This is a genomic window from Nonomuraea sp. NPDC004186 (assembly GCF_053603495.1).
On the sequence record NZ_JBSGFQ010000047.1, the window covers coordinates 26,223 to 48,797 of the forward strand.

Annotated in this window: 19 protein-coding genes; 12 read left to right on the top strand and 7 right to left on the bottom strand. The window is 70.6% G+C overall.

Translation table 11 applies throughout. The features are described from left to right. The first annotated feature begins 65 nt into the window (after nt 1–65). Nucleotides 66–911 carry a nucleotidyltransferase domain-containing protein gene (locus ACWEPL_RS33065; protein WP_363966297.1) on the top strand — a complete coding sequence of 282 codons (846 nt, stop codon included), beginning with the start codon at nt 66–68 and terminating at the stop codon, nt 909–911. A gap of 745 nt (nt 912–1,656) precedes the next feature. On the opposite strand, the gene lexA is transcribed toward ACWEPL_RS33065, so the two are convergent. Beyond that, nucleotides 1,657–2,364, bottom strand: a complete 708-nt coding sequence (gene lexA, locus ACWEPL_RS33070) for a transcriptional repressor LexA (RefSeq protein WP_221520107.1) — start codon at nt 2,362–2,364, stop codon at nt 1,657–1,659. A 1,114-nt stretch (nt 2,365–3,478) separates the two neighbouring features. Here lexA and ACWEPL_RS33075 point away from each other — a divergent pair. The 4 genes from ACWEPL_RS33075 (at nt 3,479) to ACWEPL_RS33090 (ending at nt 8,515) form a co-directional block, all read left to right on the top strand. After that, nucleotides 3,479–3,889: a hypothetical protein gene (locus tag ACWEPL_RS33075; protein ID WP_452438506.1), complete on the top strand. Its 411-nt coding sequence runs from the start codon at nt 3,479–3,481 to the stop codon at nt 3,887–3,889. Then, nucleotides 3,880–4,191: a LysM peptidoglycan-binding domain-containing protein gene (locus ACWEPL_RS33080; protein WP_452438507.1), complete on the top strand. Its 312-nt coding sequence runs from the start codon at nt 3,880–3,882 to the stop codon at nt 4,189–4,191. Before ACWEPL_RS33075 ends, ACWEPL_RS33080 begins: the two co-directional genes overlap by 10 nt. 1,031 nt (nt 4,192–5,222) lie before the next feature. Then, nucleotides 5,223–5,678 carry a transcriptional regulator NrdR gene (nrdR, locus tag ACWEPL_RS33085; RefSeq protein ID WP_185078046.1) on the top strand — a complete coding sequence of 152 codons (456 nt, stop codon included), beginning with the start codon at nt 5,223–5,225 and terminating at the stop codon, nt 5,676–5,678. Further along, entirely contained in the window at nt 5,675–8,515 is a 2,841-nt protein-coding gene (locus tag ACWEPL_RS33090; RefSeq protein WP_350739220.1) for a vitamin B12-dependent ribonucleotide reductase, read from the top strand. The genes nrdR and ACWEPL_RS33090 overlap by 4 nt, the downstream gene beginning before the upstream one ends. A gap of 466 nt (nt 8,516–8,981) precedes the next feature. Here the strand turns inward: ACWEPL_RS33090 and ACWEPL_RS33095 are convergent, their stop codons facing one another. Next, nucleotides 8,982–9,800: a glycerophosphodiester phosphodiesterase gene (locus ACWEPL_RS33095; protein WP_452438508.1), complete on the bottom strand. Its 819-nt coding sequence runs from the start codon at nt 9,798–9,800 to the stop codon at nt 8,982–8,984. 158 nt (nt 9,801–9,958) lie between these two features. Between ACWEPL_RS33095 and ACWEPL_RS33100 the strand changes: the two genes are divergently transcribed. Then, nucleotides 9,959–11,368, top strand: coding sequence for an MFS transporter (locus tag ACWEPL_RS33100; protein ID WP_452438509.1), 1,410 nt, complete (start codon nt 9,959–9,961; stop codon nt 11,366–11,368). On the opposite strand, the gene ACWEPL_RS33105 is transcribed toward ACWEPL_RS33100, so the two are convergent. Beyond that, complete coding sequence (locus ACWEPL_RS33105; protein ID WP_363966286.1) at nt 11,319–11,783, bottom strand: PPOX class F420-dependent oxidoreductase; 465 nt, start codon at nt 11,781–11,783, stop codon at nt 11,319–11,321. The genes ACWEPL_RS33100 and ACWEPL_RS33105 overlap by 50 nt on opposite strands. Nucleotides 11,784–11,896: 113 nt before the next feature. Here ACWEPL_RS33105 and ACWEPL_RS33110 point away from each other — a divergent pair, with 113 nt between their 5' ends. The 3 genes from ACWEPL_RS33110 to ACWEPL_RS33120 are packed head-to-tail and all read left to right on the top strand — an operon-like array spanning nt 11,897 to nt 14,872. Then, nucleotides 11,897–13,108, top strand: a complete 1,212-nt coding sequence (locus ACWEPL_RS33110; protein ID WP_350739210.1) for an amidohydrolase — start codon at nt 11,897–11,899, stop codon at nt 13,106–13,108. Nucleotides 13,109–13,165: 57 nt separating this feature from the next. After that, entirely contained in the window at nt 13,166–14,239 is a 1,074-nt protein-coding gene (locus tag ACWEPL_RS33115) for a PrsW family intramembrane metalloprotease (protein WP_452438510.1), read from the top strand. A 48-nt stretch (nt 14,240–14,287) separates the two neighbouring features. Beyond that, nucleotides 14,288–14,872, top strand: a complete 585-nt coding sequence (locus ACWEPL_RS33120; RefSeq protein WP_452438511.1) for a pyridoxamine 5'-phosphate oxidase family protein — start codon at nt 14,288–14,290, stop codon at nt 14,870–14,872. Nucleotides 14,873–14,961: 89 nt separating this feature from the next. Here ACWEPL_RS33120 and ACWEPL_RS33125 read toward each other — a convergent pair whose 3' ends face one another. Next, entirely contained in the window at nt 14,962–15,129 is a 168-nt protein-coding gene (locus tag ACWEPL_RS33125) for a hypothetical protein (protein ID WP_350739201.1), read from the bottom strand. Between the two features lie 300 nt (nt 15,130–15,429). Further along, complete coding sequence (locus ACWEPL_RS33130; protein WP_350739199.1) at nt 15,430–15,873, bottom strand: carboxymuconolactone decarboxylase family protein; 444 nt, start codon at nt 15,871–15,873, stop codon at nt 15,430–15,432. A gap of 87 nt (nt 15,874–15,960) precedes the next feature. Here ACWEPL_RS33130 and ACWEPL_RS33135 point away from each other — a divergent pair, with 87 nt between their 5' ends. Beyond that, the gene (locus tag ACWEPL_RS33135; protein WP_452438512.1) at nt 15,961–19,428 is read left to right on the top strand and encodes a protein kinase domain-containing protein; all 3,468 of its coding nucleotides are present in this window, start codon (nt 15,961–15,963) and stop codon (nt 19,426–19,428) included. 23 nt (nt 19,429–19,451) lie between these two features. Here ACWEPL_RS33135 and ACWEPL_RS33140 read toward each other — a convergent pair whose 3' ends face one another. Then, nucleotides 19,452–19,901 carry a hypothetical protein gene (locus tag ACWEPL_RS33140; RefSeq protein ID WP_350739193.1) on the bottom strand — a complete coding sequence of 150 codons (450 nt, stop codon included), beginning with the start codon at nt 19,899–19,901 and terminating at the stop codon, nt 19,452–19,454. An 80-nt stretch (nt 19,902–19,981) separates the two neighbouring features. Between ACWEPL_RS33140 and ACWEPL_RS33145 the strand changes: the two genes are divergently transcribed. Both ACWEPL_RS33145 and ACWEPL_RS33150 read left to right on the top strand, forming a co-directional pair. Further along, the gene (locus ACWEPL_RS33145; RefSeq protein ID WP_452438513.1) at nt 19,982–21,070 is read left to right on the top strand and encodes an MFS transporter; all 1,089 of its coding nucleotides are present in this window, start codon (nt 19,982–19,984) and stop codon (nt 21,068–21,070) included. 101 nt (nt 21,071–21,171) lie between these two features. Beyond that, nucleotides 21,172–21,423, top strand: a complete 252-nt coding sequence (locus ACWEPL_RS33150) for a hypothetical protein (RefSeq protein ID WP_350739188.1) — start codon at nt 21,172–21,174, stop codon at nt 21,421–21,423. Between the two features lie 27 nt (nt 21,424–21,450). Here ACWEPL_RS33150 and ACWEPL_RS33155 read toward each other — a convergent pair whose 3' ends face one another. Beyond that, the gene (locus ACWEPL_RS33155) at nt 21,451–22,557 is read right to left on the bottom strand and encodes a winged helix DNA-binding domain-containing protein (protein ID WP_363966276.1); all 1,107 of its coding nucleotides are present in this window, start codon (nt 22,555–22,557) and stop codon (nt 21,451–21,453) included. Nucleotides 22,558–22,575 lie beyond the last annotated feature (18 nt).

A 22,575-nucleotide genomic window follows, 5' to 3' on the forward strand; every position in this document is an offset into this window, starting at 1 on the left:
GCGGCAATTCTAGGATTATTGATTGTGATGAGGTGGCGAGGCCGCTTATGGGAGGCTGGACGGCGATGATGTCTAACCCCAAGGTCGATGCCATTGTCGAGACCTACCTGTCGGTGGCCGACGCAGAGGCTCCCGGGCTCGTGGAGGGTCTCTATCTGGAGGGCTCGGCGGCGCTGGGCGACTACCGGCCCGGCGCGAGCGACGTGGACTTCGTCGCGGTGACGGCCTCGGAGGCGCCGTTCGGGGTGGTGGAGCGCATTCACGCCCGGTTGGGCGCGTACCCGTTCGAGGGCTGCTACCTCACGTGGGACGACCTCGGCCGGGACCCCGCGGAGCTGGGGACGCGTCCCCGGGCGCACGCGGGGAAGATCAACCCACGGGGCGGCCTCAACCCGGTCACCTGGCACACGCTGGCCCAGAACGGCCTGACCTGCCGCGGCCCCAAGCCGGACGAGATCGATATCTGGCACGATCCAGCCGTCCTCGCGGCCTGGACCGACGGCAACCTCGACCGGTACTGGCGCCGCCTGGTGGCCAGGGCCTCCCACCTGGCCTCGCCCTGGGGGCTGGCCTGTCTCGGCGGCTACAACACGGTCTGGGTCGTCACGGGCGTCGCCCGGCTCCACTACACGCTGGCGACCGGCGAGATCACCTCCAAGTCGAGGGCCGGGCAGTACGCGTTGGCGGTGTTCCCCGAGCGCTGGCATCGGGTGGTGAACGAGGCGCTACGCCTGCGCGAGGAGGACGAGACCGCGCTGCCGACGCTCTCGGGCGCGGTCAGCGGGCTGAGCGAGCACTTCGGCACCCCCCGCAAGTCCCTGTACGGCTCGCCGTTCGAACGGCGGCGCGACGTGCTCGCCTTCGCCGATCAGGCGATCATGGCCGCGCACGAGCTGTACGCGGCCCGTTAGAAGCCCCGGGACCTTCAGTCGGTGCCGCACGCGGGCCGCGACTCGCGGGTCGAGCAGAACGACGGGTCGAGCGCCTTCAAGGGCAGCGCGAGCTTCGTGCCGGAGTGAGCGGGCCGGTGCGGCGACTTCCTGCACCGCGCCGGGCGCGCATCCGAGCGGCTGCTCCAACGGCGCGACCTTTGGTGTGGTGCTTCCTCATCGGGCGTTGCTGAAGGCGGTGCGTTGTAGACGCCCTCCCAATCTGGGCCCTTGATCGAGTCGAGCGGGCGGCTTGTGGCTTCGTCAAGCGGTCATGGAGGCGGCGACTTCTGGGCGCTGCGGGTGTTGGCGAAGGATGGGGTGGCGACACAGTGCGATGCTGAGACCGAGTTCCGCGCCAGTGCCCGAGGGCCGGGTGGCGACATGGAGCGATGCTGAGACCGAGTTCCGCGGAATGGTTCGATGCCGAGACCGAGTTCGGCGCCAATGTCCGATGGCGGGGTGGCGACACGGTGCGATGTCGGCGTTGGGTGGCCTTGAGCGCCGCGACCGACAACATGGGACTGGATGGCGCCCCCGGACGGCTCAGTCTCCAGGGGCATGGCGTCCCTCGCCGGTCCGGATGGCCGGTGACGGGGCCTCGGCCCGAGGGCGAGGTGGAGTTGGAGCCGTACGTACCCATGAACAGGTGTGTTTCGGCGCGCGCCGGAACGCGGCGCGAGCGGTTGGACGCGCGCCCGAGACCCTTTCGGGGCCCTGACCGCTGCTAGAGCCGGCGCAGGACCGCCACGACCTTGCCCAGGACGCTGGCCTCGTCGCCGGGGATGGGCTCGTAGTTGGGGTTGTGGGGGACGAGCCAGACATGGCCGTCCTTGCGCTTGAAGGTCTTGACGGTGGCCTCACCCTCGATCATGGCGGCCACGATGTCGCCGCTCTCCGCCACCGGCTGCTGGCGGACGACCACCCAGTCGCCGTCGGCGATGGCGGCCTCGATCATCGAGTCACCGGCGACCTGCAGGAGGAACAGGGTGCCCTCGCCGACGAGCTGCTTGGGCAGCGCGAAGACGTCTTCCACGCTCTCCTCGGCCAGGATCGGACCACCGGCGGCGATGCGGCCGACGAGCGGGACATAGGCGGCCGTGGGGCGGTTGATCGTGGGCTCTTCGTCGGTCGCGTCAGGGTCCACCCACAGCACGGGCTCGCCCGGGAGGCGCACTTCGAGCGCGCGCGGCCGGTGCGGGTCGCGACGCAGGTAACCCTTGCGCTGAAGCGCCGTCAACTGGTGCGACACGCTCGACGTGCTGGTCAGCTGGACCGCCTCGCCGATCTCGCGCATGGAGGGCGGATAACCGCGCTGCTGCACCGAGTCGCGGATGACTTCAAGGATCTTGCGCTGCCTGGGCGTCAGGCCCAGAGAGTCGCGCCGGCGCACCGCGAGGTCGCTGACCCCGTTTGCGCCATCCTGCTCGCTCATGCTCTTCCTCCTCGCCTGGCGGCCCGCCTCACCGGCGCACCTCCCGGTCTGTGGTCCCAATGTCGCACACAGCGACCGTATCGCTGTTGAAGATCATCTTCAAACAATTGTTCGAGTCTTCCTCGAAATTGTCGCCAGCGTGGTGTACAACATCGTACGGGAGTTCGATCGACACCGTGTTCGATTTGCTGATCTTTATTTGGCCTTTTCCTCGGGCCGCACGGCAGGAGGTCAACCATGCGAACACCCACAAATACCGACATGACCAGCCAAGACGCCAAACGACTCACACTCATCGCCGACGCCACGCAGGGTAACGATCGACGGGGAGACAATACGCGGACTGAGGCCGGTTCCCGCGGGAATTCGGGGAAGAGGTTGGGGCCCCGCACGGCTCATGGTGGAAGGCCCCATTTGCGATTGGTACCGCCGCCGCGTCCGGGTTCCGACGCGGACGCCACCGTACCGCCGGGCAGGGGAGGAGCCCGTGCGGACGAGGGCGACGAAACGGCGGCCGGCCGGAGATCCGGCGCAGACAGAGAGCAACGGCGCTCGGGCGGGGGCGCCGACGCTGGGCGGGGGACGAGGGTGGACGATCGGGGTGCACGTGCCCCTGCGGGCGACGCGCGGTCGCGGGCGCGCGGACCAGGAAGCTCCGGGACGAGAGAAGCGGGAGGCGCCGTCGGCCCTCGAGGTGGCGTCCAGTCCGCCGAGGGTGGCACACGCGGCAGTCGGCGCCCCGCGCAGATCGCGGGGAGAGACGTCGACGGAGCTCGGGGTGCTGGGGGAGAGGTTCTCGGTCTCGGGGGTGGTGTCCGGGGCTCCGGGGAAGGCGTTCGCGGTGCCCGGGGCCTGGCCCGGAGCGCTGGGGAAGGCGCGCGCAGTCCCCGGGGTCCCGCCCGGAGAGCCGTGGGAAAGGCTCTTGGCTCCAGGGGTGGCGTCCGGAAAGCCGTCGGAAAGATCCTTGGCCCCAGGGGCGGCATCCGAAGCACTGGGGGAAAGGACTTCGGTCCCGGGGGTGATGGCCGAAGTGCTGGAAAGGGCGCTCGCGGCGGTCGTCGTGCCGCCCAGGGTGCTGGGGAAGGCGTTCGCAGCCCGCTGAGTGGTGCCCGGAGTGCGGGGGGAGGCGCTCGCGGCCCCCAGGATGGTGTCCAGGGTGCTGATGGGGACGCTCGGGAGCCCTTGGGTGGTGTCCACGGTGCTGGCGGGGGCGTGCGGGAGCCCCGGAGTGGTGTCCAAGGTGCTGGCAGAGACGCTCGGGGTGTCCGGCGTGGCGTCCGGGGTGCTGGGGGAGGCGTTCATGGTGTTCGGAGTGGGGGTGTCCAGGGGGTCGGGAAGGGCGTTCGGGGTGCTGGCGGGGATGACCGGGCTGCGCGGGGAGGCGTCGTCCGGGCCGGCCGATCTCGGCGCGGCACAGGTGGCACGCGCTGGGGATCTCGCCGGTGGGGCCGTCGGGTGGCGAGGTGGCGCGCGCGGCGTGCGTTGGCGCGCGTGCGTCGGCGGTCCGCTCCGCCGTTGCGGCTGACCCGGCGCGGGCGGGTCGTGCTGGTGGTCGCCGTGGCCTTGCTGTCGCTCGGCGGGTTCTGGCTCGGTACGCGTGCGGTGGGGCAGGCGGCGGTGCAGGTCGTCGTGACCAGCCATGCGGGGTTGCCGTGGGTGGAGGTGCGCGAGGGTGACACGCTCTGGGCCATCGGGGAGGCGCTCTCCCAGGGGGGCGACCCCGGCCCTGTGGTGGAGGAGATCAAGCGCCTGAACGGCCTGTCCGACTCCCCCGTTCGCCCGGGCACCCGCCTGTACGTCCCGAGCAACACCGCCGCCTTACGCTGACCGCCCGACCCGCGGGTGCGTCCGGCCCGCCGGTCCGCCCGAGCTGTGAGTTCGCTCGGCTCGCAAGTCCGCCCAGGGCGCCAGTTCGGCTGGCCCGCCGGTCCGCTCGGGCTGCCATCCGCTCGGGCTGCCGGTCTGCCCGGGCTGCCGGTCTGCCGGTCCGCTCGGGCCGCGGGGCTGCCGGTCTGTCCGGGCCGCAACCCTGCTTCGGGCTGTGAGTCTGCTCGGGCCGCCAGTTCGGCTGGGCTGTGGATCTGCTCGGCCCGGGAGTCTGCTGGGGTCGCCAGCCCGCTGGGACGGTGATCGCGATCGAGACGCTGGTCCCCTTGGGCTGCGAGCCCGCTCGAACCTGCGAGCCTGCTCGGACCGCCAGTCCGCTCGGACCGTGATTGCGACCGAGACGCTGGTCCGCTTGAACCCGGAAGTCCGTCCGGGTCGGGAGTCCGTCCGGGTCGGGAGTCCGTCCGGGTCGGGAGTCCGTCTGGGCCGCGAGGTTCACGCGTGGGAGCTGCGTCGTCAGGCTGCTCGGGTGCGACTGACTGGCGGTGTGTCGCGTGGGGTGCGGAGTGGCCTGGCGGTGGGGGCCGGGTCGGGGCATGGGAACGGTTGCCCGTGGGGCCGTTGGCGTTGCGAGGCTGTCCGGTTGTGGAGTGGTTCGGGGGGTGCGGTGGTGGGGCTGGTGGGGGAAGGTTTGGGGGTTGGGTACCGTTGTGAGGTTTGTTCACGAAGGGGTGCGTAAGCAACTCGTGTGACGCCTCCAGCAGCACAAAGATCACCTCGACGGGCGACACGCCCAAGCTCCGCCGGTGACGGCGGGCTGATCAGCGACTTCGGTTCGATGGGCTTGCTCAACTTGCGTTCATGGTCGCTCGCTTCTACGGTTGGACCACAACATCTAGTAGTTACACCGATGTAGTTCACCACACCTTGTGTTTTATGTACCGCTCCACGGCTAGCCGTGGAGCGTGCGCGAGCGTCCCTCGACGGCGGTTTCGCGGCGTGTGGTGGCCGTAGGTCTAGGAGGCGAAAGCGTGCACTGTCCGTTCTGTCGCCACCCTGACACGAGGGTCATCGACAGCCGCTCCACGGATGACGGCGCGGCCATCAGGCGACGCCGCACCTGTCCCGAGTGCGGGCGCAGGTTCACCACGCAGGAGACCGTACTGCTGATGGTGAGCAAGCGCAGCGGAGTGACAGAGCCGTTCTCGAGGGACAAGGTCGTCGCGGGCGTGCGGCGGGCCTGTCAGGGCAGACCGGTGGGCGAGGATTCGCTGGCGCAGCTCGGGCAACGGGTGGAGGAGGCCATCAGGGCCAAGGGCGCGGCCGAGATCCCCTCCAACGAGGTGGGGTTGGCCATCCTGGGCCCGTTGCGGGACCTCGACGAGGTGGCCTACCTGCGGTTCGCATCGGTATATCGCGGTTTCGAGAGCCTGGCGGACTTCGAGGCCGAGATCTCACAGTTGAAGGCGGAGAAGGGGGAGTCATGACGGAGACGGCCAGCGGTTCAGTCGCGCGCGGGGGGAAGCGTCCGCGTAAGGGGCTGAAGATGAAGCGGATCTTCACCAAGCCCGGCGTGCACCCGTATGACGAGATCCAGTGGGAGCGCCGCGACGTCGTCATGACGAACTGGCGCGACGGCTCGATCAATTTTGAGCAGCGGGGCGTCGAGTTTCCCGAGTTCTGGTCGGTCAACGCGGCCAACATCGTGACGACCAAGTACTTCCGCGGCGCCGTGGGCACCCCGCAGCGCGAGTGGAGTCTGAAGCAGCTGATCGACCGGGTCGTCGGCGTCTACACCAAGACGGGCATCGAGCACGGCTACTTCGCCAGTGACGAGGACGCCGAGATCTTCGATCACGAGCTCAAGCACGCGCTGGCGCACCAGGTGTTCGCGTTCAACTCGCCGGTCTGGTTCAACGTGGGCACCAAGTCGCCCCAGCAGGTGAGCGCCTGCTTCATCCTCTCGGTGGACGACCAGATGGAGTCGATCCTCGAGTGGTACAAGGAAGAGGGTGTGATCTTCAAGGGCGGCTCGGGCTCGGGTGTCAACCTGTCCCGCATCCGTTCCTCGAAGGAGCTGCTGTCGAGCGGCGGCACGGCCAGCGGCCCGGTGAGCTTCATGCGCGGCGCCGACGCGTCCGCGGGGACGATCAAGTCCGGCGGCGCCACCCGCCGGGCGGCCAAGATGGTCGTCCTCGACGTCGATCACCCCGACATCGAGGAGTTCATCGAGACCAAGGCGCGCGAAGAGGACAAGGTCCGCGCGCTGCGTGACGCCGGTTTCGACATGGACCTGGGCGGCAAGGACATCGTCTCCGTCCAGTACCAGAACGCCAACAACTCCGTGCGCGTCTCCGACGAGTTCATGCGCGCGGTGGACAAGGGCGAGAAGTTCGGCCTGCGTGCCCGCCTGACCGGCGAGGTCATCGAGACGGTCGACGCCCGGGAGCTGTTCCGCAAGATGGCCAAGGCCGCCTGGGAGTGCGCCGACCCGGGCGTGCAGTACGACGACACGATCAACGACTGGCACACCACCCCCGAGACGGGGCGGATCACGGCCAGCAACCCGTGCTCCGAGTACGTCCACCTGGACAACTCCTCCTGCAACCTGGCCAGCATCAACCTGCTGAAGTTCCTGAAGGACGACAACTCCTTCGACGTCCCCAACTTCGTCAAGCTGACCGAGCTGATCATCACCGCGATGGACATCTCGATCACGTTCGCGGACTTCCCGACCGAGAAGATCGGCGAGACCTCGCGGGCGTACCGTCAGCTCGGCATCGGCTACGCCAACCTCGGCGCGCTGCTCATGGCCACGGGCCACGCCTACGACTCCGACGGCGGCCGCGCCGTGGCGGGGGCGATCACGTCGCTGATGACCGGCGTGTCCTACCGCCGCAGTGCCGAGCTGGCCGCGGTGGTCGGCCCGTACGACGGATATGCCAGGAACGCGGAGCCGCACAAGCGCGTCATGCGCAAGCACGCGGCGGCCAACGACGACCTGCGCACCGTCGGCTCCATGGACGCGAAGATCCACTCCGAGGCGTCCCGCCAGTGGTCGGAGTGCCTCAAGCTCGGCGAGAAGAACGGCTACCGCAACGCCCAGGCCAGCCTGCTGGCCCCCACGGGCACCATCGGCCTGATGATGGACTGCGACACCACCGGCATCGAGCCGGACCTGGCGCTGGTCAAGTTCAAGAAGCTCGTCGGCGGCGGCTCCATGCAGATCGTCAATCAGACGATCCCGCGGGCGCTCAAGCAGCTCGGCTACCAGCAGGAGCAGATCGAGGCCATCGTCGAGTACATCGGCGAGCACAGCCACGTCGTCGACGCGCCCGGCCTGCGCCAGGAGCACTACGAGGTGTTCGACTGCGCGATGGGCGAGCGGGCGATCGCGCCGATGGGCCACGTGCGCATGATGGCGGCCACGCAGCCGTTCCTGTCGGGGGCCATCTCCAAGACGGTCAACCTGCCCGAGTCGGCCACGATCGACGACATCGAGCAGGTCTACCAGGAGGGCTGGAAGCTGGGGCTCAAGGCCCTGGCCGTCTACCGCGACAACTGCAAGGTCGGCCAGCCGCTGTCGGCCGGCAACGGCGCCAAGAAGGACGAGGCCGCCAAGAAGGACGAGGCCGCCAAGGCGGAGCCCGAGGTCAAGGTCATCGAGGTCAACCGGCCGACCCGGCGGCGCATGCCCAACCAGCGGCCGAGCATGACCACCCGCTTCACGGTGGGCGGTGCCAAGGGCTACATGACCGCTTCGTCCTACCCTGACGACGGGCTCGGCGAGGTCTTCCTCAAGATGTCCAAGCAGGGCTCGACGCTGGCGGGCGTCATGGACGCCTTCTCCGTCGCGATCTCCATCGGCCTGCAGTACGGCGTGCCGCTCGAGACGTACATGAGCAAGTTCGTCAACATGCGGTTCGAGCCGGCCGGGATGACGGACGACCCGGACATCCGGATGGCGACGTCGGTGATGGACTACATCTTCCGCCGCCTGGCCCTCGACCACCTGCCCTACGACGAGCGGGCGGCCCTGGGCATCTTCTCGGCGGCCGAGCGCGCCGCGCAGCAGCGCGGCGAGGACCCGGCGGCGCTGCAGGAGACGGTGGACCGCGAGGCGCTGGCCCAGTCGGCGCCCATCGAGGAGAAGCCGAAGGCGGAGGTCGCCGAGCAGTCGCCGGCGGTCAAGGAGCTGACGCTGGAGAGCCACCAGCGCTTCACGGCCGACGCGCCGCTCTGCATGACCTGCGGCACCAAGATGCGGCCGGCGGGGAGCTGCTACGTCTGTGAGGGCTGCGGCTCCACCAGCGGCTGCAGCTAGTCGCGAGATCGGTTGACCGGGGCGGGGCGAGCGGATTCGGCTCGCCTCCGCCTCGTCGTCTGGGGGGTGGGGCGAGCGGATTCGGCTCGCCCCGCCCCGTCGTCTCGGGGGCGGATCCCGGCGCGGGTCCTCCCGAGGAATTCGGCTCGCCGCCTGAGCGCGGGGCCATCGTGAGGGTGCTGCGCCCCGCCGTCTGAGGAAGGGGCCCGGTGCGGCTCGCCGTGAGCGGATTCGGCCGGCTGCGAGAAGTGGGGCCGTCGTGAGTGGCTTGGGCTCGTCGCCTGTGCTGCCGACTTTGTTCGGTGGGTACGTGATCGTCCTCGGCCTGTGCGCTGGGCGTGAGGGAAGCCTGCGCGCTGGGCGTGGGGGAGGCCGGTCGATGACCGGGCCAAGTGTCTCAGTGGGGGACCGCTTCACAGGGGTGGATGCGGTCCTGGGAGCGCTCGCGCAGGCCGTGCTCGCCGTCTCAGCCGCTCAGTAGCTCGTCCAGGACGTCCGGCTTGTTGGTGATGATGCCGTCCACCTGGTAGTCCAGCATCCGCCGCATGATGTCCGGGTTGTCCACCGTCCAGGCGAGCACCTGCATGCCGAGGGCGTGCACGCGCCGTACGTACGAGGCCGACAACGAGGTGTACGGCGGGTTGATCTGGTCGGCGAACTTGGCCAGCCCCGGCAGGTCGGCGCTGGACGGCGTGCCGAGCAGCCCGATCGGCACGTCGGGCAGCAGGCGGTGGAAGGTCCGCATCGATGCCCAGCTGAACGACTGCACCACCAGCCGCCCTTCGGCCAGCCAGCCGGGATGGCGGCGCAGCTCCGCGGCCACGCGGGCCTCGATGCCGGGGTAGAGCTCCGGAGCCTTGATCTCCAGCAGCAGGTCCAGCCCCGAGCCGCTCATCTCGCTGAGCGTCTCGTCGAGCGTGGGCACCCGCTCGTCCTCGTACTCGTCGGAGAACCACGAGCCGGCGTCCAGCTTGCGGATCTGGTCGAGCGTGAGATCTCCGACGCGCCACGGCGCATGACCGGGGAAGACCCGCTCGACGTCGGTGGTGCGGGCCAGGGTCGTGTCGTGCATCAGGACCAGTTCGTGGTCCTTGGTCTCCTGGACGTCGAGCTCGAACACGTCGGCCCGCTGCTTGTCGGCCAGCTCGAAGGCGGCGATGGTGTTCTCGGGCGCGTACGCGGAGGCGCCCCGGTGCGCGACGTTGACGACGGCGGTGGCCGCCTCGGCAGGGGTCGTCAGGAGGGTGGACGAGATCGCGATCATGACGGCGAGTCGCCTGAACATGGGTCTCCTCGGGTGGGGAGAGACAGTCGACTCGACGGTGACAAGATCTCATGACTGCAGGTTGATGGCAGAGTAACGGCCCGGTGCCCGACCGATGAGCATTCGACACGCGACCCCCGTGCCGGAGGAGCGAATCATGGAGTTCTAGCCTGAATGTCGTGAAGCATGGTGGGATGCTGGCCGTACTCCTGGCGGCCTGGTTCATGGCCCAGTTCGACTTCTTCGTGGTCAACGTGGCCGCTCCTTCCATCGAACGGGACCTGCACGCGGGCCCGGCCGCCCTCGAGCTGATCGTGGGCGGGTACGCCTTCACCTACGCGGCCGGCATGATCACCGGAGGCCGGCTCGGCGACCGCTACGGCTACCGGCGACTGTTCATCTGGGGCGTGGTCGCGTTCACGATCGCGTCCGTGCTGTGCGGGATGGCCGTCAACCCGGTCCAGCTCGTGGCCGCCCGCCTGCTCCAGGGCCTGGCGGGCGCGGCGATGGTGCCGCAGGTGCTGGCCACGATCTCCGCGGCCTACTCGCCGTCGGAGCGGGCGCACGCCCTCGGCTGGTACGGCGTCGCGGGCGGCCTGGGCTCGATCGCGGGCCAGGTGCTCGGCGGCCTGCTGCTGACCGCCGACACGCTGGGGCTCGGCTGGCGGGTCATCTTCCTGATCAACCTGCCCGTCGGCCTGATCGTGGTGCCGCTGGCCATCTGGCTGCTGCCCGAGGTCGAGACCGCCCGGCGGGCCAGGCTCGACGTGCCGGGCGCGGCGGGCCTGGCCGTCGGGCTGGCTCTGGTGCTGGTGCCGCTCGGCCTGGGCAACAGCCTGGGCTGGCCCGTCTGGACGTGGATCAGCATGGGGGCCGCGGTGCCCGTGTTCGTGCTGACCTGGCGGTGGCAGCAGGCGCTCGGGGCGCGCGGCGGGCAGCCGGTGCTCGACCTGGCGCTGCTCAAGGTCCACTCCTACCTGGCGGGTGTGGGCTCGATCGTCGCGTTCATGGCGTACTTCGCCTCGTTCATGTTCACGCTGACGCTGCTGCTGCAGGGCGGGCTGGGGCTGACGGCCTTCCAGGCGGGGCTGGCGTTCGCGCCGATGGGGGTGCTGTTCTCGGTCACGTCGATCCTGGGGACGCGACTGGTCAGAAGGTACGGGCTGATCGTCGTCGTGATCGGCGGCGTGATCATCGGGCTCGGACTGGCCCTGATGGTGGTCGGGGCCGGGCTGGGCCTGCCGTACATCATGGCCGCGCTCATGCTCGTCGGCTCGGGCAACGGGCTGGTCCTGCCGCAGCTCATCGGCGCGGCGCTGGTGGAGGTCGCCCCGCACCAGGCCGGCATCGGGTCGGGCATCCTCAGCACGGCGCAGCAGTTCGCGGGCGCGGGCGGCGTGGCGGTGATCGGCGCGGTCTTCTTCGCGGCGGCGGAAGGGGGGCACCACGTCACTGCCATGCGCTGGTCGGCGGGCATCGACCTGGGGCTCGTCCTCGTCGTGATCGCGTCGGTGGCCTACAACCGCCACCGCGCCGTCGTCACGAAACGGGCAGCACGGTCCCGTACAAACGCGAGACGCGGATCCTGATCACCAGCCGCCGGTCCTCGACCATCTGCCGCAGGAAGGCGTACGGGTCGTCCATGTGCTGCTGCATGGCGAGGAGCTCCATGCCCACCTCGTCGCCCGGCTCGGCGCTCACCGGCGACAGCTCCGCCTGGCCCTCGGCGACGGCGTAGGACCAGAAGTCGTCGCTGGCCACGTAGAGGGCGCAGCGCGGGTCCTTGTGGAGCTGGCGGACCTTGAGCCGGTCGGCGATCGTGGAGATCCGCACCACGCGCTGGTCGGGGTCCCAGGTGTACAGGACGGTGGACAGGTGAGGGTGGCCGCTGCTCTTGTTCGTCGCCAGCGCGCCGAAGCGCTGCCCGGCCAGCAACTGCGAGAGCTCCTCGTCGCCGAGGGACTGGGGGGCCGGGCCCGCGCCTGGCCCGTACGTTTGCGACATGCATCCTCTCCCTCGTGCAAATCCTGAAATATCAGCCTATCCCCATGTCACCTGGCCCCGGAGGACCCGATGCGTACGGGCTCGGCGATCCGCCCACCGGTAGGTTACGAGTCATGAATTTTGCTATTACCAGCGGATACGTTGTGCCGATCGACGGCGACCCCATCGACGGCGGCACCGTACTCGTCCAGGACGGGAAGATCACCGCCGTCGGCCGGGACGTGGCCGTGCCCGAGGGGACCCCCGTCGTGGACGCCGCCGGCGGCTGGGTGCTGCCCGGCTTCGTCGAGGCCCACGGGCACCTCGGCGTGTACGAGGAGGCCGAGGGCTGGGCCGGTCAGGACACCAACGAGATGACCGACCCGAACGGCGCCCGCCTGCGCGCCCTCGACGCCATCAACCCCGCCGACCTGGCCTTCGCCGACGCGCTGTCCGGCGGCGTGACGACCGCGGTGATCAAGCCGGGCTCCGGCAACCCGATCGGCGGCCAGACGGTCGCGATCAAGTGCTGGGGCAGGTCCGTGGACGAGATGCTGGTCAAGGAGCCGGCCAGCGTCAAGAGCGCGCTGGGTGAGAACCCCAAGCGCGTGTACGGCGACCAGAAGAAGCTGCCGTCCACCCGGCAGGGCGTGGCCGCCGTGATCCGGGACGCGTTCATGAAGGCGCAGGACTACAAGGCCAGGCGGGCGGCGGCCGCCGACGAGGGCAAGCCGTTCGACCGGGACGGCACGCTGGAGATCCTGGTCCGCGTGCTGGACGGCGAGCTGCCCTGGTGCCAGCACACGCACCGGGCCGACGACATCTCCACCGCGCTCAGGCTGGCGGACGAGTTCGGCTACCGGCTGATCATCAACCACGGCACCGACGGCCACCTGCTGGCCGACACCCTGGCCGACCGGGACGTCCCCGTCATCATCGGTCCCCTCTTCACCAGCCGGTCGAAGGTCGAGCTGCGCCGGCGCTCGCTGCGCAACCCGGGCATCCTGGCGCGGGCGGGCGTGCGGCTGGCCATCACCACCGACCATCCCGTCGTGCCGATCCACTTCCTCGTCCACCAGGCCACGCTGGCGGTCAAGGAGGGCTTGGACCCGGCCGAGGCGCTGCGCTCGATCACCCTGAACCCGGCCCGGATCATGGGGATCGACGACCGGGTGGGCGCGCTCCGTCCCGGGCTCGACGGCGACGTCGTGATCTGGTCGGGGGACCCGCTGGACGTCATGAGCCGGGCGCTGCGGGTGTTCGTCTCCGGTCGGGAGGTGTACACCTACGCCGACGGCGAGGCCGTCGTGGCGGATCCGTATTACCGCGAATCAAGTGACCGTTAAGCGGCTGTAGATGCGGGCCGAGCATAGTGGTCGGACCAGCGAAAGGGAGGCACCACGATGCCAGTCCAGCGTCCCAGCAAGGCCCTCTTGATCGGCCTGGTCGTGTCCAGCGCCCTGGCGTTGATCGTGCTGACCGTCATGCTGCTGTCGGGCGGGCCCGTGGGGTTCGGGCTGTCCGCGCTGCTGGGCGTGGCGCCGCTGCCGGTGCTGCTGGCGGCCGTGCTCTCGCTCGACAGGCTGGAGCCCGAGCCGAAGCTGAACCTGGCGTTCGCCTTCGCGTGGGGCGCGGGGGTGGCGATCGTGCTGGGCATCGCGCTGTCGTTCGTGGGGGAGGCGCTGTTCACCAGGGCCGGGTTCGGCGAGGCGGTCGTCGACGACGTGGGCACCGTCCTGCTGGCCCCCGTGATCGAGGAGGCGCTCAAGGGCTCGGCGCTGCTGCTGCTCCTGCGCAGGCGGCGGGAGATCGACGGGCTGACCGACGGCATCGTGTACGCCTCCATGGCCGGCCTGGGCTTCGCGGCCGTGGAGAACGTCGGCTACTACCTGCTCGCGTACAACGAGGACGGGGCCGGCGGGGCGCTGCAACTGTTCGTGATCAGGGGCCTCATCGACCCGCTCGGCCACCCCATCTACACCTCCATGATCGGCCTCGGTGTCGCCTACGCCCTGACCAGGCGCACCGCGGCCAGGTTCGCCGCGATCCCGCTCGGCTACCTGGGCGCGGTCTTCCTGCACGGTCTCTGGAACGGCTCCGCCACCACGGGCTCCCTGGCCTGGGTGGCCGCCGCGTACCTCGTGATCATGGGGGCGCTCATCCTGCTGATCACCGTGACCGTCATCGAACGCCGCCAGCTCGTCACCAGGATGGGCGTCTACCTGCCCGGTTACCAGCAGACCGGGCTGATCACGGAGGCCGATGTCAGGATGCTCAGCACGCTGTCCGGCCGCAAGGCGGCCCGCAAGTGGGCCAGGGGCGCCGGGCTCGGCCGGGCCATGGGCGACTACCAGCAGGCGGCGACCGAGCTGACCATGCTGCACCTGCGGGCCGAGCGCCAGGGCATGGACCCGGTCCGCTTCGCCGTGGAACGCGACGCGCATCTGGGCATGATGGCGAACGCCCGCCGCTGGTGACCCGGACGCCCCCTGGCAAAATGGGGTGAACCCTCGAAGGGAGAGCAGATGAGCTGGGTGGAGATCGGGTCCGAGACCGAGCTACGCGAATTGCTCGGCGAGGTCATGCCGAGGGCGGCGACCAAGGAGCGCGTACGGCTGCACGAGCGTGACCGGGAGTGGCTGGCGGCCTCCCCGTTCTGCCTGATCGCCACGTCGGACGACGCGGGCGCCTGCGACGTCTCGCCCAAGGGTGACCCCGCCGGGTTCGTCCACGTCATCGACGACACCACGATCGCCATCCCGGACCGGCCGGGCAACCGCAGGGCTGACGGATTCCTCAACGTCCTGACGAACCCGCACGTCGGGCTCATCTTCCTGATCCCCGGCCGCAACGAGACCCTGCGCATCAACGGCCGGGCCAGGCTCATCCGCGAGGCCCCGTTCTTCGACGAGATGATCGTGAAGGGCCATCGCCCGCACCTCGCGCTCGTGGTGGAGATCGAGCAGATCTTCTTCCACTGCGCCAAGGCGTTCCTGCGCTCCTCGCTGTGGAAGCCGGACAGCTGGGAGCCCGAGGTCCTGCCCTCCCACGCGCGGCTCGTCAAGGACGCTCTCAATGTGGTGAAAACCCCCCACCCGCTCCACAGATAATCCGCAACCCCAACCGCCGCGCCCAACTCCGGATGACCTCGGCGCCCCGCGCCCGGCCCCGGGCCGGGCGACGGTGCTGTCAAAGCGTTTCAGGCGGCGGAGGTCGGACCGCCCGGGAAACGGATGACGTTGCGGCCGCTGTAGGCCCGCAGGTCGATCACCTTGGGATCGGCGGGCTGTTTGCGGCGGTCGGCCGAAGGAATCTCGCGGACCTTGTGCCTGGCGATGTGTGGCGGCACCACCACAAGCCTCTTCATCGTGAGTCCCCCGTGATGACTTTGTTATCTAGTTATCTACCGAAGGACCGATAAATCCGGCGTAAAGAGAGCACGTCAGTAGGGGAGTGTGCGGCCCGCCGGGGTCCGCAGGTCCAGCTCCAGAGCCGGCTTCGTGGGCCGCTTGGTCGTCGACTTCGAGACTCTGACGCGTTTCATGGCCTCCCCCTTCGGAAGCGCGTGTCCGCGCCGCCGGCCGGTGGCATGACGGGCGCCTGCCACCCGCCATGCGCGCCAACCTAACGGGCCACCACCGACTCTCTCAATGCATTTCTACGAATGTCATGCTCCGGGAGTGAGCCGGGCCGTGACACCGATCCGGTTCCACGCGTTGATCATGGCCAGCGCCACGATGAGCAGTCCCAGTTGCTTCTCGCTGTAGTGCTTCGCGGCCTCCTCCCAGACCGCGTCCGGCACACCCGCGCCGTCGGCCAGCCTGGTCGCCTCCTCAGCCAGCGCGAGCGCGGCCCGCTCGGCCGGCGTGTAGACGGTCGCCTCCCGCCAGGCGGCCACCGACCAGAGGCGCTCATCGCTCTCACCGGCCTTCTTCAGGTCGCGGCTGTGCATGTCCACGCAGTAGCCGCAGCCGTTGATCTGGCTGGCGCGCAACTTGATCAGCCCGAGGGTGGTGGTCGGCAGCTCGCTCTCGTGCAGCAGCTTCTCCACGGCCAGGAAGTGGTGGTACGCCTGCGGAACCTGCTGTGCGACGTTGATCCGCTGGGTCATGTGTCTCTCCTCAGTTCGTTTGTAGGAGGACGGGATGGGCCGCCCAGTTGTGACAACTTCCGCGAAGAAAGTGCCATCTAACCCGCCATGGAGGCGCTGAGAACGGGGGATCCCCAGCGCATCGGGGATTACTGGCTGGCGGGGCGGCTGGGCTCGGGCGGGCAGGGGGTCGTGTACGACGCCTACGACGCCGGCGGCAGACGGGTCGCGGTCAAGGTGCTGCACGCGAACGGCGACCGCGCGATCCGCGACCGGTTCGCCAAGGAGGCCATGGCGGCGGGGCGGGTGTCGTCGTTCTGCACGGCTCGCGTGCTGGCCACCGACCTGGAGGGGAGCAAGCCGTACCTGGTCTCGGAGTACGTGCCGGGGCCGAGCCTGGGCGCGGCCGTGCGGGACGGGCGCCGGTTCGGCGGCGACGACCTGCACCGGCTGGCCACGGCGGTGGCGACGGCGCTGACCGCGATCCACGACGCCGGGGTCGTGCACCGCGACCTCAAACCGGACAACGTGCTGCTCGGACCCGACGGCCCACGCGTGATCGACTTCGGCATCGCGCGCACGATCGACATGTCGCTCACCAAGACCGGCGAGGTGTCGGGCACGCCGGCGTACATGGCGCCCGAGGTGTTCACGGGGCAGCGGGCGGGTGCTCCGGCCGACGTGTTCGCGTGGGGCGCGGTCATGGTGTTCGCCGCGACCGGGCACGAGCCGTTCGGCGCCGAGAACCTGGGCGGCGTCATGCACCGGGTGCTCTCGCACCGGCCCGACCTGAGCGCGCTGCCCCCGCGGCTGGCCGCGCTGGTCGAAGCCGCCATCGACAAGGACCCGGCGGCCCGGCCCGCGGCCCACGACCTGCTGCTCGCGCTGGTCAGCGGGACCGGCTCCGACATCAGGGGGCTGCTGGCGGCCGGCAGCCGGACCGCCCGGGACGTGCACGGTCCCGGCCACGCCGATCCCGCGCTCGGCACGATCGCGGAGGACGCCTACGAGTCGCTGGCTCCCGAGGAGCGGGAGGTCGCGGCCGAGGTGTTCCTGCGACTGGTGGCCGTGGACGGGGACGGGCACGAGGAGGGGCGGACGGCCGGGTACGAGGAGCTGTTCGGCGGGCGGTCCGAGCGCGAGTCGGCGGCGGTCAAGCGGGTGCTGGAGGCGTTCTCGTACGTGATCGCCGACGGGGACGGCTCGGTGGCGCTGTCGCGTCCCGGCCTGCTGCGCGCCTGGCCGAGGCTGCGCATGTGGGTGGACGCCGACCGCGACGGCCTGGCCCTGCTGAACACCGTCAACGCCGCGGCCCGGCACTGGGCGGGCAACGGCCGCCGCGACGCCGACGCGTTCCAGGGCAGCCGCCTGGAACAGGCGCTGAGCTGGGCCGCCACCGGACGCCGTCACGTCACGCTGACCCCGCTCGAACGCGACTTCCTGCGCGCCGGCACCGACCTGACCAGGCGCCGGGCCAGACGCCGGACGCTGACCACGGTCACGCTGGCCCTGCTGCTCGTGGTGGCGCTGGTGGCCGGCGGGCTGGCGGTCCGGCAGCGCCAGGAGACCGCCCGCCAGCGCGACATCCTCGCCGCCAAGCAGGTGGCCGCCGAGGCCGACCGCATGCGTACCGCCGACCCGGCCCTGGCGATGCTGCTCAGCGTGGCGGCCTGGCGGGTCTCGCCGGCACAGCCGGAGGCCCGCTCCAGCCTGATCGCCTCACTGCAGCAGCAGGAGGCCGCCGTCTTCCGCGAGCCGCCGGTCAAGGGCTCGGCCGAGCGGCTGCTCAGCCGCGACGGCCGCACGCTGGTCAGCGCCAGCGAGGGCGGGGTCAACGTGTACGACGTGCGCACCCACGAGCGCACGGCGAGCTGGCCCGAGATGAAGGTGAACGGGACGATCACCGGCACGCCCGCGCTGAGCCGCAGCGGCCGGCTGCTGGCCGAGACCTCCACGGAGGAGCTGGGTGTCTGGGACCTGAAGACCGGCAGAAAGCTCCTCGAACGGCGCATTCCACCGGCGTTCGAAGGCGAATACACCGCCGTGTTCGGCGAGCACGAGACCACGCTCACGCTGATGTACGCCAGGCAGGAGATCTACTACCTGCTCGACGTGTCCACCGGCAGGCGGTTCGGCAAGGGCGTCTTCGAACAGCGCGGCGAGGTGGCGGTGAACGATCCGCTCGTGGACCCCTCGGGCAGGCACCTGCTGCTGCCGGGAGCCCGCTTCGACCAGCGCTCGCTGCCGGGCTGGCGGGCCGAGCGGCCCTTCCGCGCCTGCGTGACGCACCCCGACCTGGCGGCGTTCAGCCAGGACGGCAGGACGCTCGCCTGCGGCAACGGGACCGAGGTCGCGCTCGTGGACGTCGCCTCGGGCCGGGCCTTCGGCTACCCGCTGACCTGCGAGGTCTGCGGATCGGAAAGCAAGCTGCGCTTCAGCCCGGACGGCCGCCACCTCGCGGCCTACCGCGGCAGAGACGTGCAGGTCTGGGATCTGCGCACCCGGCGGGCGGCACTCGGCTACCGCGCCGAGGGCGAGCTGGCCGACGTCGCCTTCGACCCCGACGGCAGGACGCTGCGGTACGTCGTGGACGACGCCGTCGTCGGCCTGGACCTGCGGTCGCGTACGCACGTGACGCAGACGCCGGGCTCGGCCTTCCTCAGCCCGGACGGCCGGTGGGCGGCGCTCCAAGCCGGAAAGCGGCTTCGGATCTGGGACGTGCGCGCGGGCAAGGAGACCGGCAGCCTTCCCGTCGGCGATGACGACGGGGAGCCCGAGGAGTTCCACGGAACGAGGCTGGCCGTCTCGGACGCCAACGGCACGATCGCGCTCTGGGACGCGCGGACCCGCGCGAAGCTCTGGTCGACGCGGGTGTCCAAGCCGGCCGGCGCCGTCACCGACGTGCACTTCACCCGGGATGGGCGGCGGCTGGTGACGAACGTCGTGTTCCCCCAGAACCCGGTGGCCAAGGAAGTGGTGCTCGACGCCGCCGACGGCCGCGTGCTGAGCTCGACCGACACCAGGTACCAGGGCGGGCCGTTGCTGCCGGGCGGCACGGCGTACGCGTCGCTGCTCGGTGGCAGGTTCGTCGACCTGCGCACCGGCAAGCCCGTGGGGGCCGGGTTCGGGGCCACGAACGCGATCGAGTTCAGCCGGAACGGGCTCATGGCCGTGAACGAGGCGGCCACCGGGCGGATCGGGCTGTGGTCGGTGGACGGGCCGACCCGGCTGAGCCCCGCCCTGCCCCGGGCCGCCGACGAACTCCTCCTGCTGGCCTTCTCACCCGACGGCAGGACCCTGGCCTCCGTCACGGAGAAAGGCGCGCTCCAGCTCTGGGACGTCGAGACCAGGCGGCGGCTCGGCGGGTCCTACCGGCTGGGGGACGGCCCGGTGTCGCTGGCGTTCAGTGCGGACGGGGAGACGTTGCACGCCGGGACCGACGAGGCCCTGCACGCGATCCCCGTGCGGAGTGAACGGGTCGCGCAGGAGGTGTGCGCGCGGGCCGGGCGTTCGCTGTCGGCCGACGAGTGGGCCCGGTACCTGGGCGGCGTGCCGTACCAGAACGTCTGCCCCTGACGGGACGCCGCCCTCCAGGGACCTCAACCCTTGCAGTTGCCCCAGGTCTTGCGGCCGCCCCAGGCCTCGACGCGGTTGTCCGGGTCGCGGGTCCAGCCGGCGTACTTCACGCACTTCCACTTGCCGTCGATGTGGCCGGTCTCGGCGTAGAAGCGGTACTTCTGCACGTCTTCCGCCCGGCCGCCGCCCCTGACCTCCAGGTAGGCGCCGGTGACCGTGCGCGTGCCCGTGTACGCGCTCTTGATGGCGGTCACGCAGTTCTTGCCGCTCCGCTTGTTGTACATCAGGTACACCTGTCCCAGCACCGCGCCCTCGCGGGTCTTCATCGCCCGCTGGCCGTCCTTGACACGATGGAAGCCGGGGCCGCAGACCCGCTCGGGGGTGAAGCGGGCCGTGGCCGCGTACGCGGAGGAGGGGGTGGCGACGATCCCGGCCGCGACCAAGGCCGTCGCGATGACCGTTCGGGTGAGCACGAGCTTCCCTTCGGCAGGGGTAATAAGGACAACGTCGATCTTTACTGTGCCTTGACCGAAATATCAAGGGGTTGTGGTAAATGCCGCTTATCGCGGTGTGTGCGGCCTGGGCCGTGTTCTGGGGCTCCTGGTCGGCCCTCCTGCCTGCCATCAAGGTGGAGCTGGGCATCTCGGCGGGGGACCTGGGACTCGCGCTGAGCGCCGTACCCGTGGGGGCCCTGCCCGCGATGGCGCTGGCCGGGCGGCTGGTGCGGGGGCGCGAGCGGACCGCCCTGCTGGTGACGACGGCATTGTTCGGGCTCAGCGTGGCCGGGATCGGGCTGGTGGCCACACCCTGGCAGCTCGCGCTGTCGCTGCTGCTCGTCGGGGCGACCAGCGGGGCGCTCGACATCGCCCTGAACCTGGCCACGGGGCGCGCCGAGCGCGAGACCGGCCGCCGCCTCTTCCAGCCCGTCCACGCGGCCTTCCCGGTCGCCGTCATAGCGGCGTCCCCCGCCACCGGCCTGGCCCGATCCCTGGGTCTGAGCGTCGGGACGGTCATCGTGATCATCGCCGTGATCGTGATCGCCACGTCCTTGACAGTGCTGGCGCTGCCCGCGGGCGAGGGAACGTCCGCCTCGTCCGGCGGCCCGGACAGGCGCGCGCTGTGGGGCGCCGCGGTCGTGGTGGGGGCGCTGGCCGCCTGCGTCCTGGTCATCGAGAACTCGGTCGAGCAGTGGTCGGTGCTGCTGCTGGAGGAGCACCGTGGGGCCACGCCCCTGGTGTCGAGCGCCGCGCCGTCCGTCTACATGGCGGCGCTGACGGCCGGGCGGCTCATCGTGCAGGCGCTGCCTCGGGTGCCGCTGCGGGCGTTGTACCTGGTGGCGGGGGTGGGCGGCGGCGCGGGCATCGCCCTGGCGGGGCTGGGCGGCACCGTGCTCGCCTCGATGGCGGGCTTCGCGGCGACCGGGCTGGCGCTGGGCCCGCTGGTGCCCGCCCTCCTCAGCCGGGCCGCCGCCGACGACCCGAGCGGAACGCTGGTGTGGGGGGTGTCGACGATCTCGTACGCGGGGTTCGTGATCAGCCCGCTGCTCGTCGCGGCTCTGAGCGGATGGCTCGGCCTGCCCTCCGCCCTGGCCCTCCTCGGCCTCCTGGGCCTGCCGTTGGTGGCCCGCTTCGCCCGGCCCTGACCGATTCCGAGGGACATTTGGGGAAATTGGTGGGCCTTTGAGGAAGAGAGGCCATAGAACCGGGTATCCCCCCGGCGGAATGGACTGTAGGAGGGATCACCATGGCTGTCTGCGAGACCTGCGGAAATGACTACGACATGGCGTTCGAGGTGCATGCGCAGGGAGCTGTGCACACCTTCGACTGCTTCCAGTGTGCGATCGAGGCGATGGCGCCCATCTGCGAGCACTGTGGCACCAAGGTCATCGGGCATGGGGTGCAGTCGGGCGAGCACTGGTACTGCTGTGCGCATTGTGCGCGCGAGGAAGGCAGCCAGGGCCTCGTCGACCGCATCATGGCCACCACCGGCCGCTGACCCACCCCGCCCCCGGGCGCGGGCTGGTTACGGGAGCAGGGTGCGGATGCGGGTGATGGCCTCCTCAAGAGGGCCCGGGGGGACGGGGGCGGCGAGGTCGACGGTGATGTGGCCGTTCTTGGCCTCCCAGACTCCCGCGACCCGCCCCTCGTGGACGACCACGGGGGAGATCCACCCCGCCTGACGGCTCACCTTGGGCTTGAGGGGCGGCGGGATCAGCGGGGCGAGGCCGCGTGGGGCGCCGAGGATGTACTGGTCGAAGCCCGGCAACAGGTGGACCTCGGCCGACGGGCCGGTGGCGGCGAGGTCGTCGAGGTGCTCGGTCAGGGCCAGCAGGGTCCGGCCGTCGTCGGTCTCCACCTCGGTCAGCTCGGGTGCCAGGTCGCGGAACCATCCCTTCAGCACCGTCTTCTTCGCCACGCCGCCGAACAGCCACGTGTCGAACATCTCCGGCGTCGCCGGCCCGTGCGCCCCCAGGAACGCGCGCGCCACCCGTACCCCGGCCTCCTCGTACGGCGGCAGCGCGGCGGGCCATCCGGCGAGCCAGGTGCGCGGGGAGGTGAAGGTGACCCTGCCGTCGCGGGGCGGGCCGTAGCAGAGCTCGCCCAGGCGGCTCAGCGGCTTGAGCAGGGCACCCCAGCCGGACGTGAGCGCCTCCCGCAGATGAGCGTCCCCGGTCACCGTCACCACGGCGTCGACGAGCTCCTCCCTGGTCAGCGCCGGCCCGCCCGGCGCCCCGTCGCGCAGGGCGCGGGGGACCGCGTCGATGATCGCCGCGATCTCGTCGGCGGTGACCCCGTGGCCGCGCTGCCACGAGCCCTTCTCCCAGAAGCGCAACGTGCCCAGGGCCGCGCAGAAGTCGGCCAGCTCGTCGGCGGGGAGGAGGTGGAGGGTGCCCCGCATGATCCACGTCTTGACCAGCGTGCGGTCGCTCCACAGGGCCTGGTCGATGCCGCCCGGGTCGGGCTTGTCGCTCCGGACCGCCACCGCGAGCTGGGCCGAGGAGGCGACCTGTGCCTGGACGCCGCACAGCCGCCGGGCCACCGCCACGGGGTCGGGCGCGTCCGGCTCGCTCACGAACTGTCTGCGCAGGCGCCAGGCCAGGATCTGCGGCCAGGTCAGCTTGGTAGTCACGCGTCCACTTCTACACCC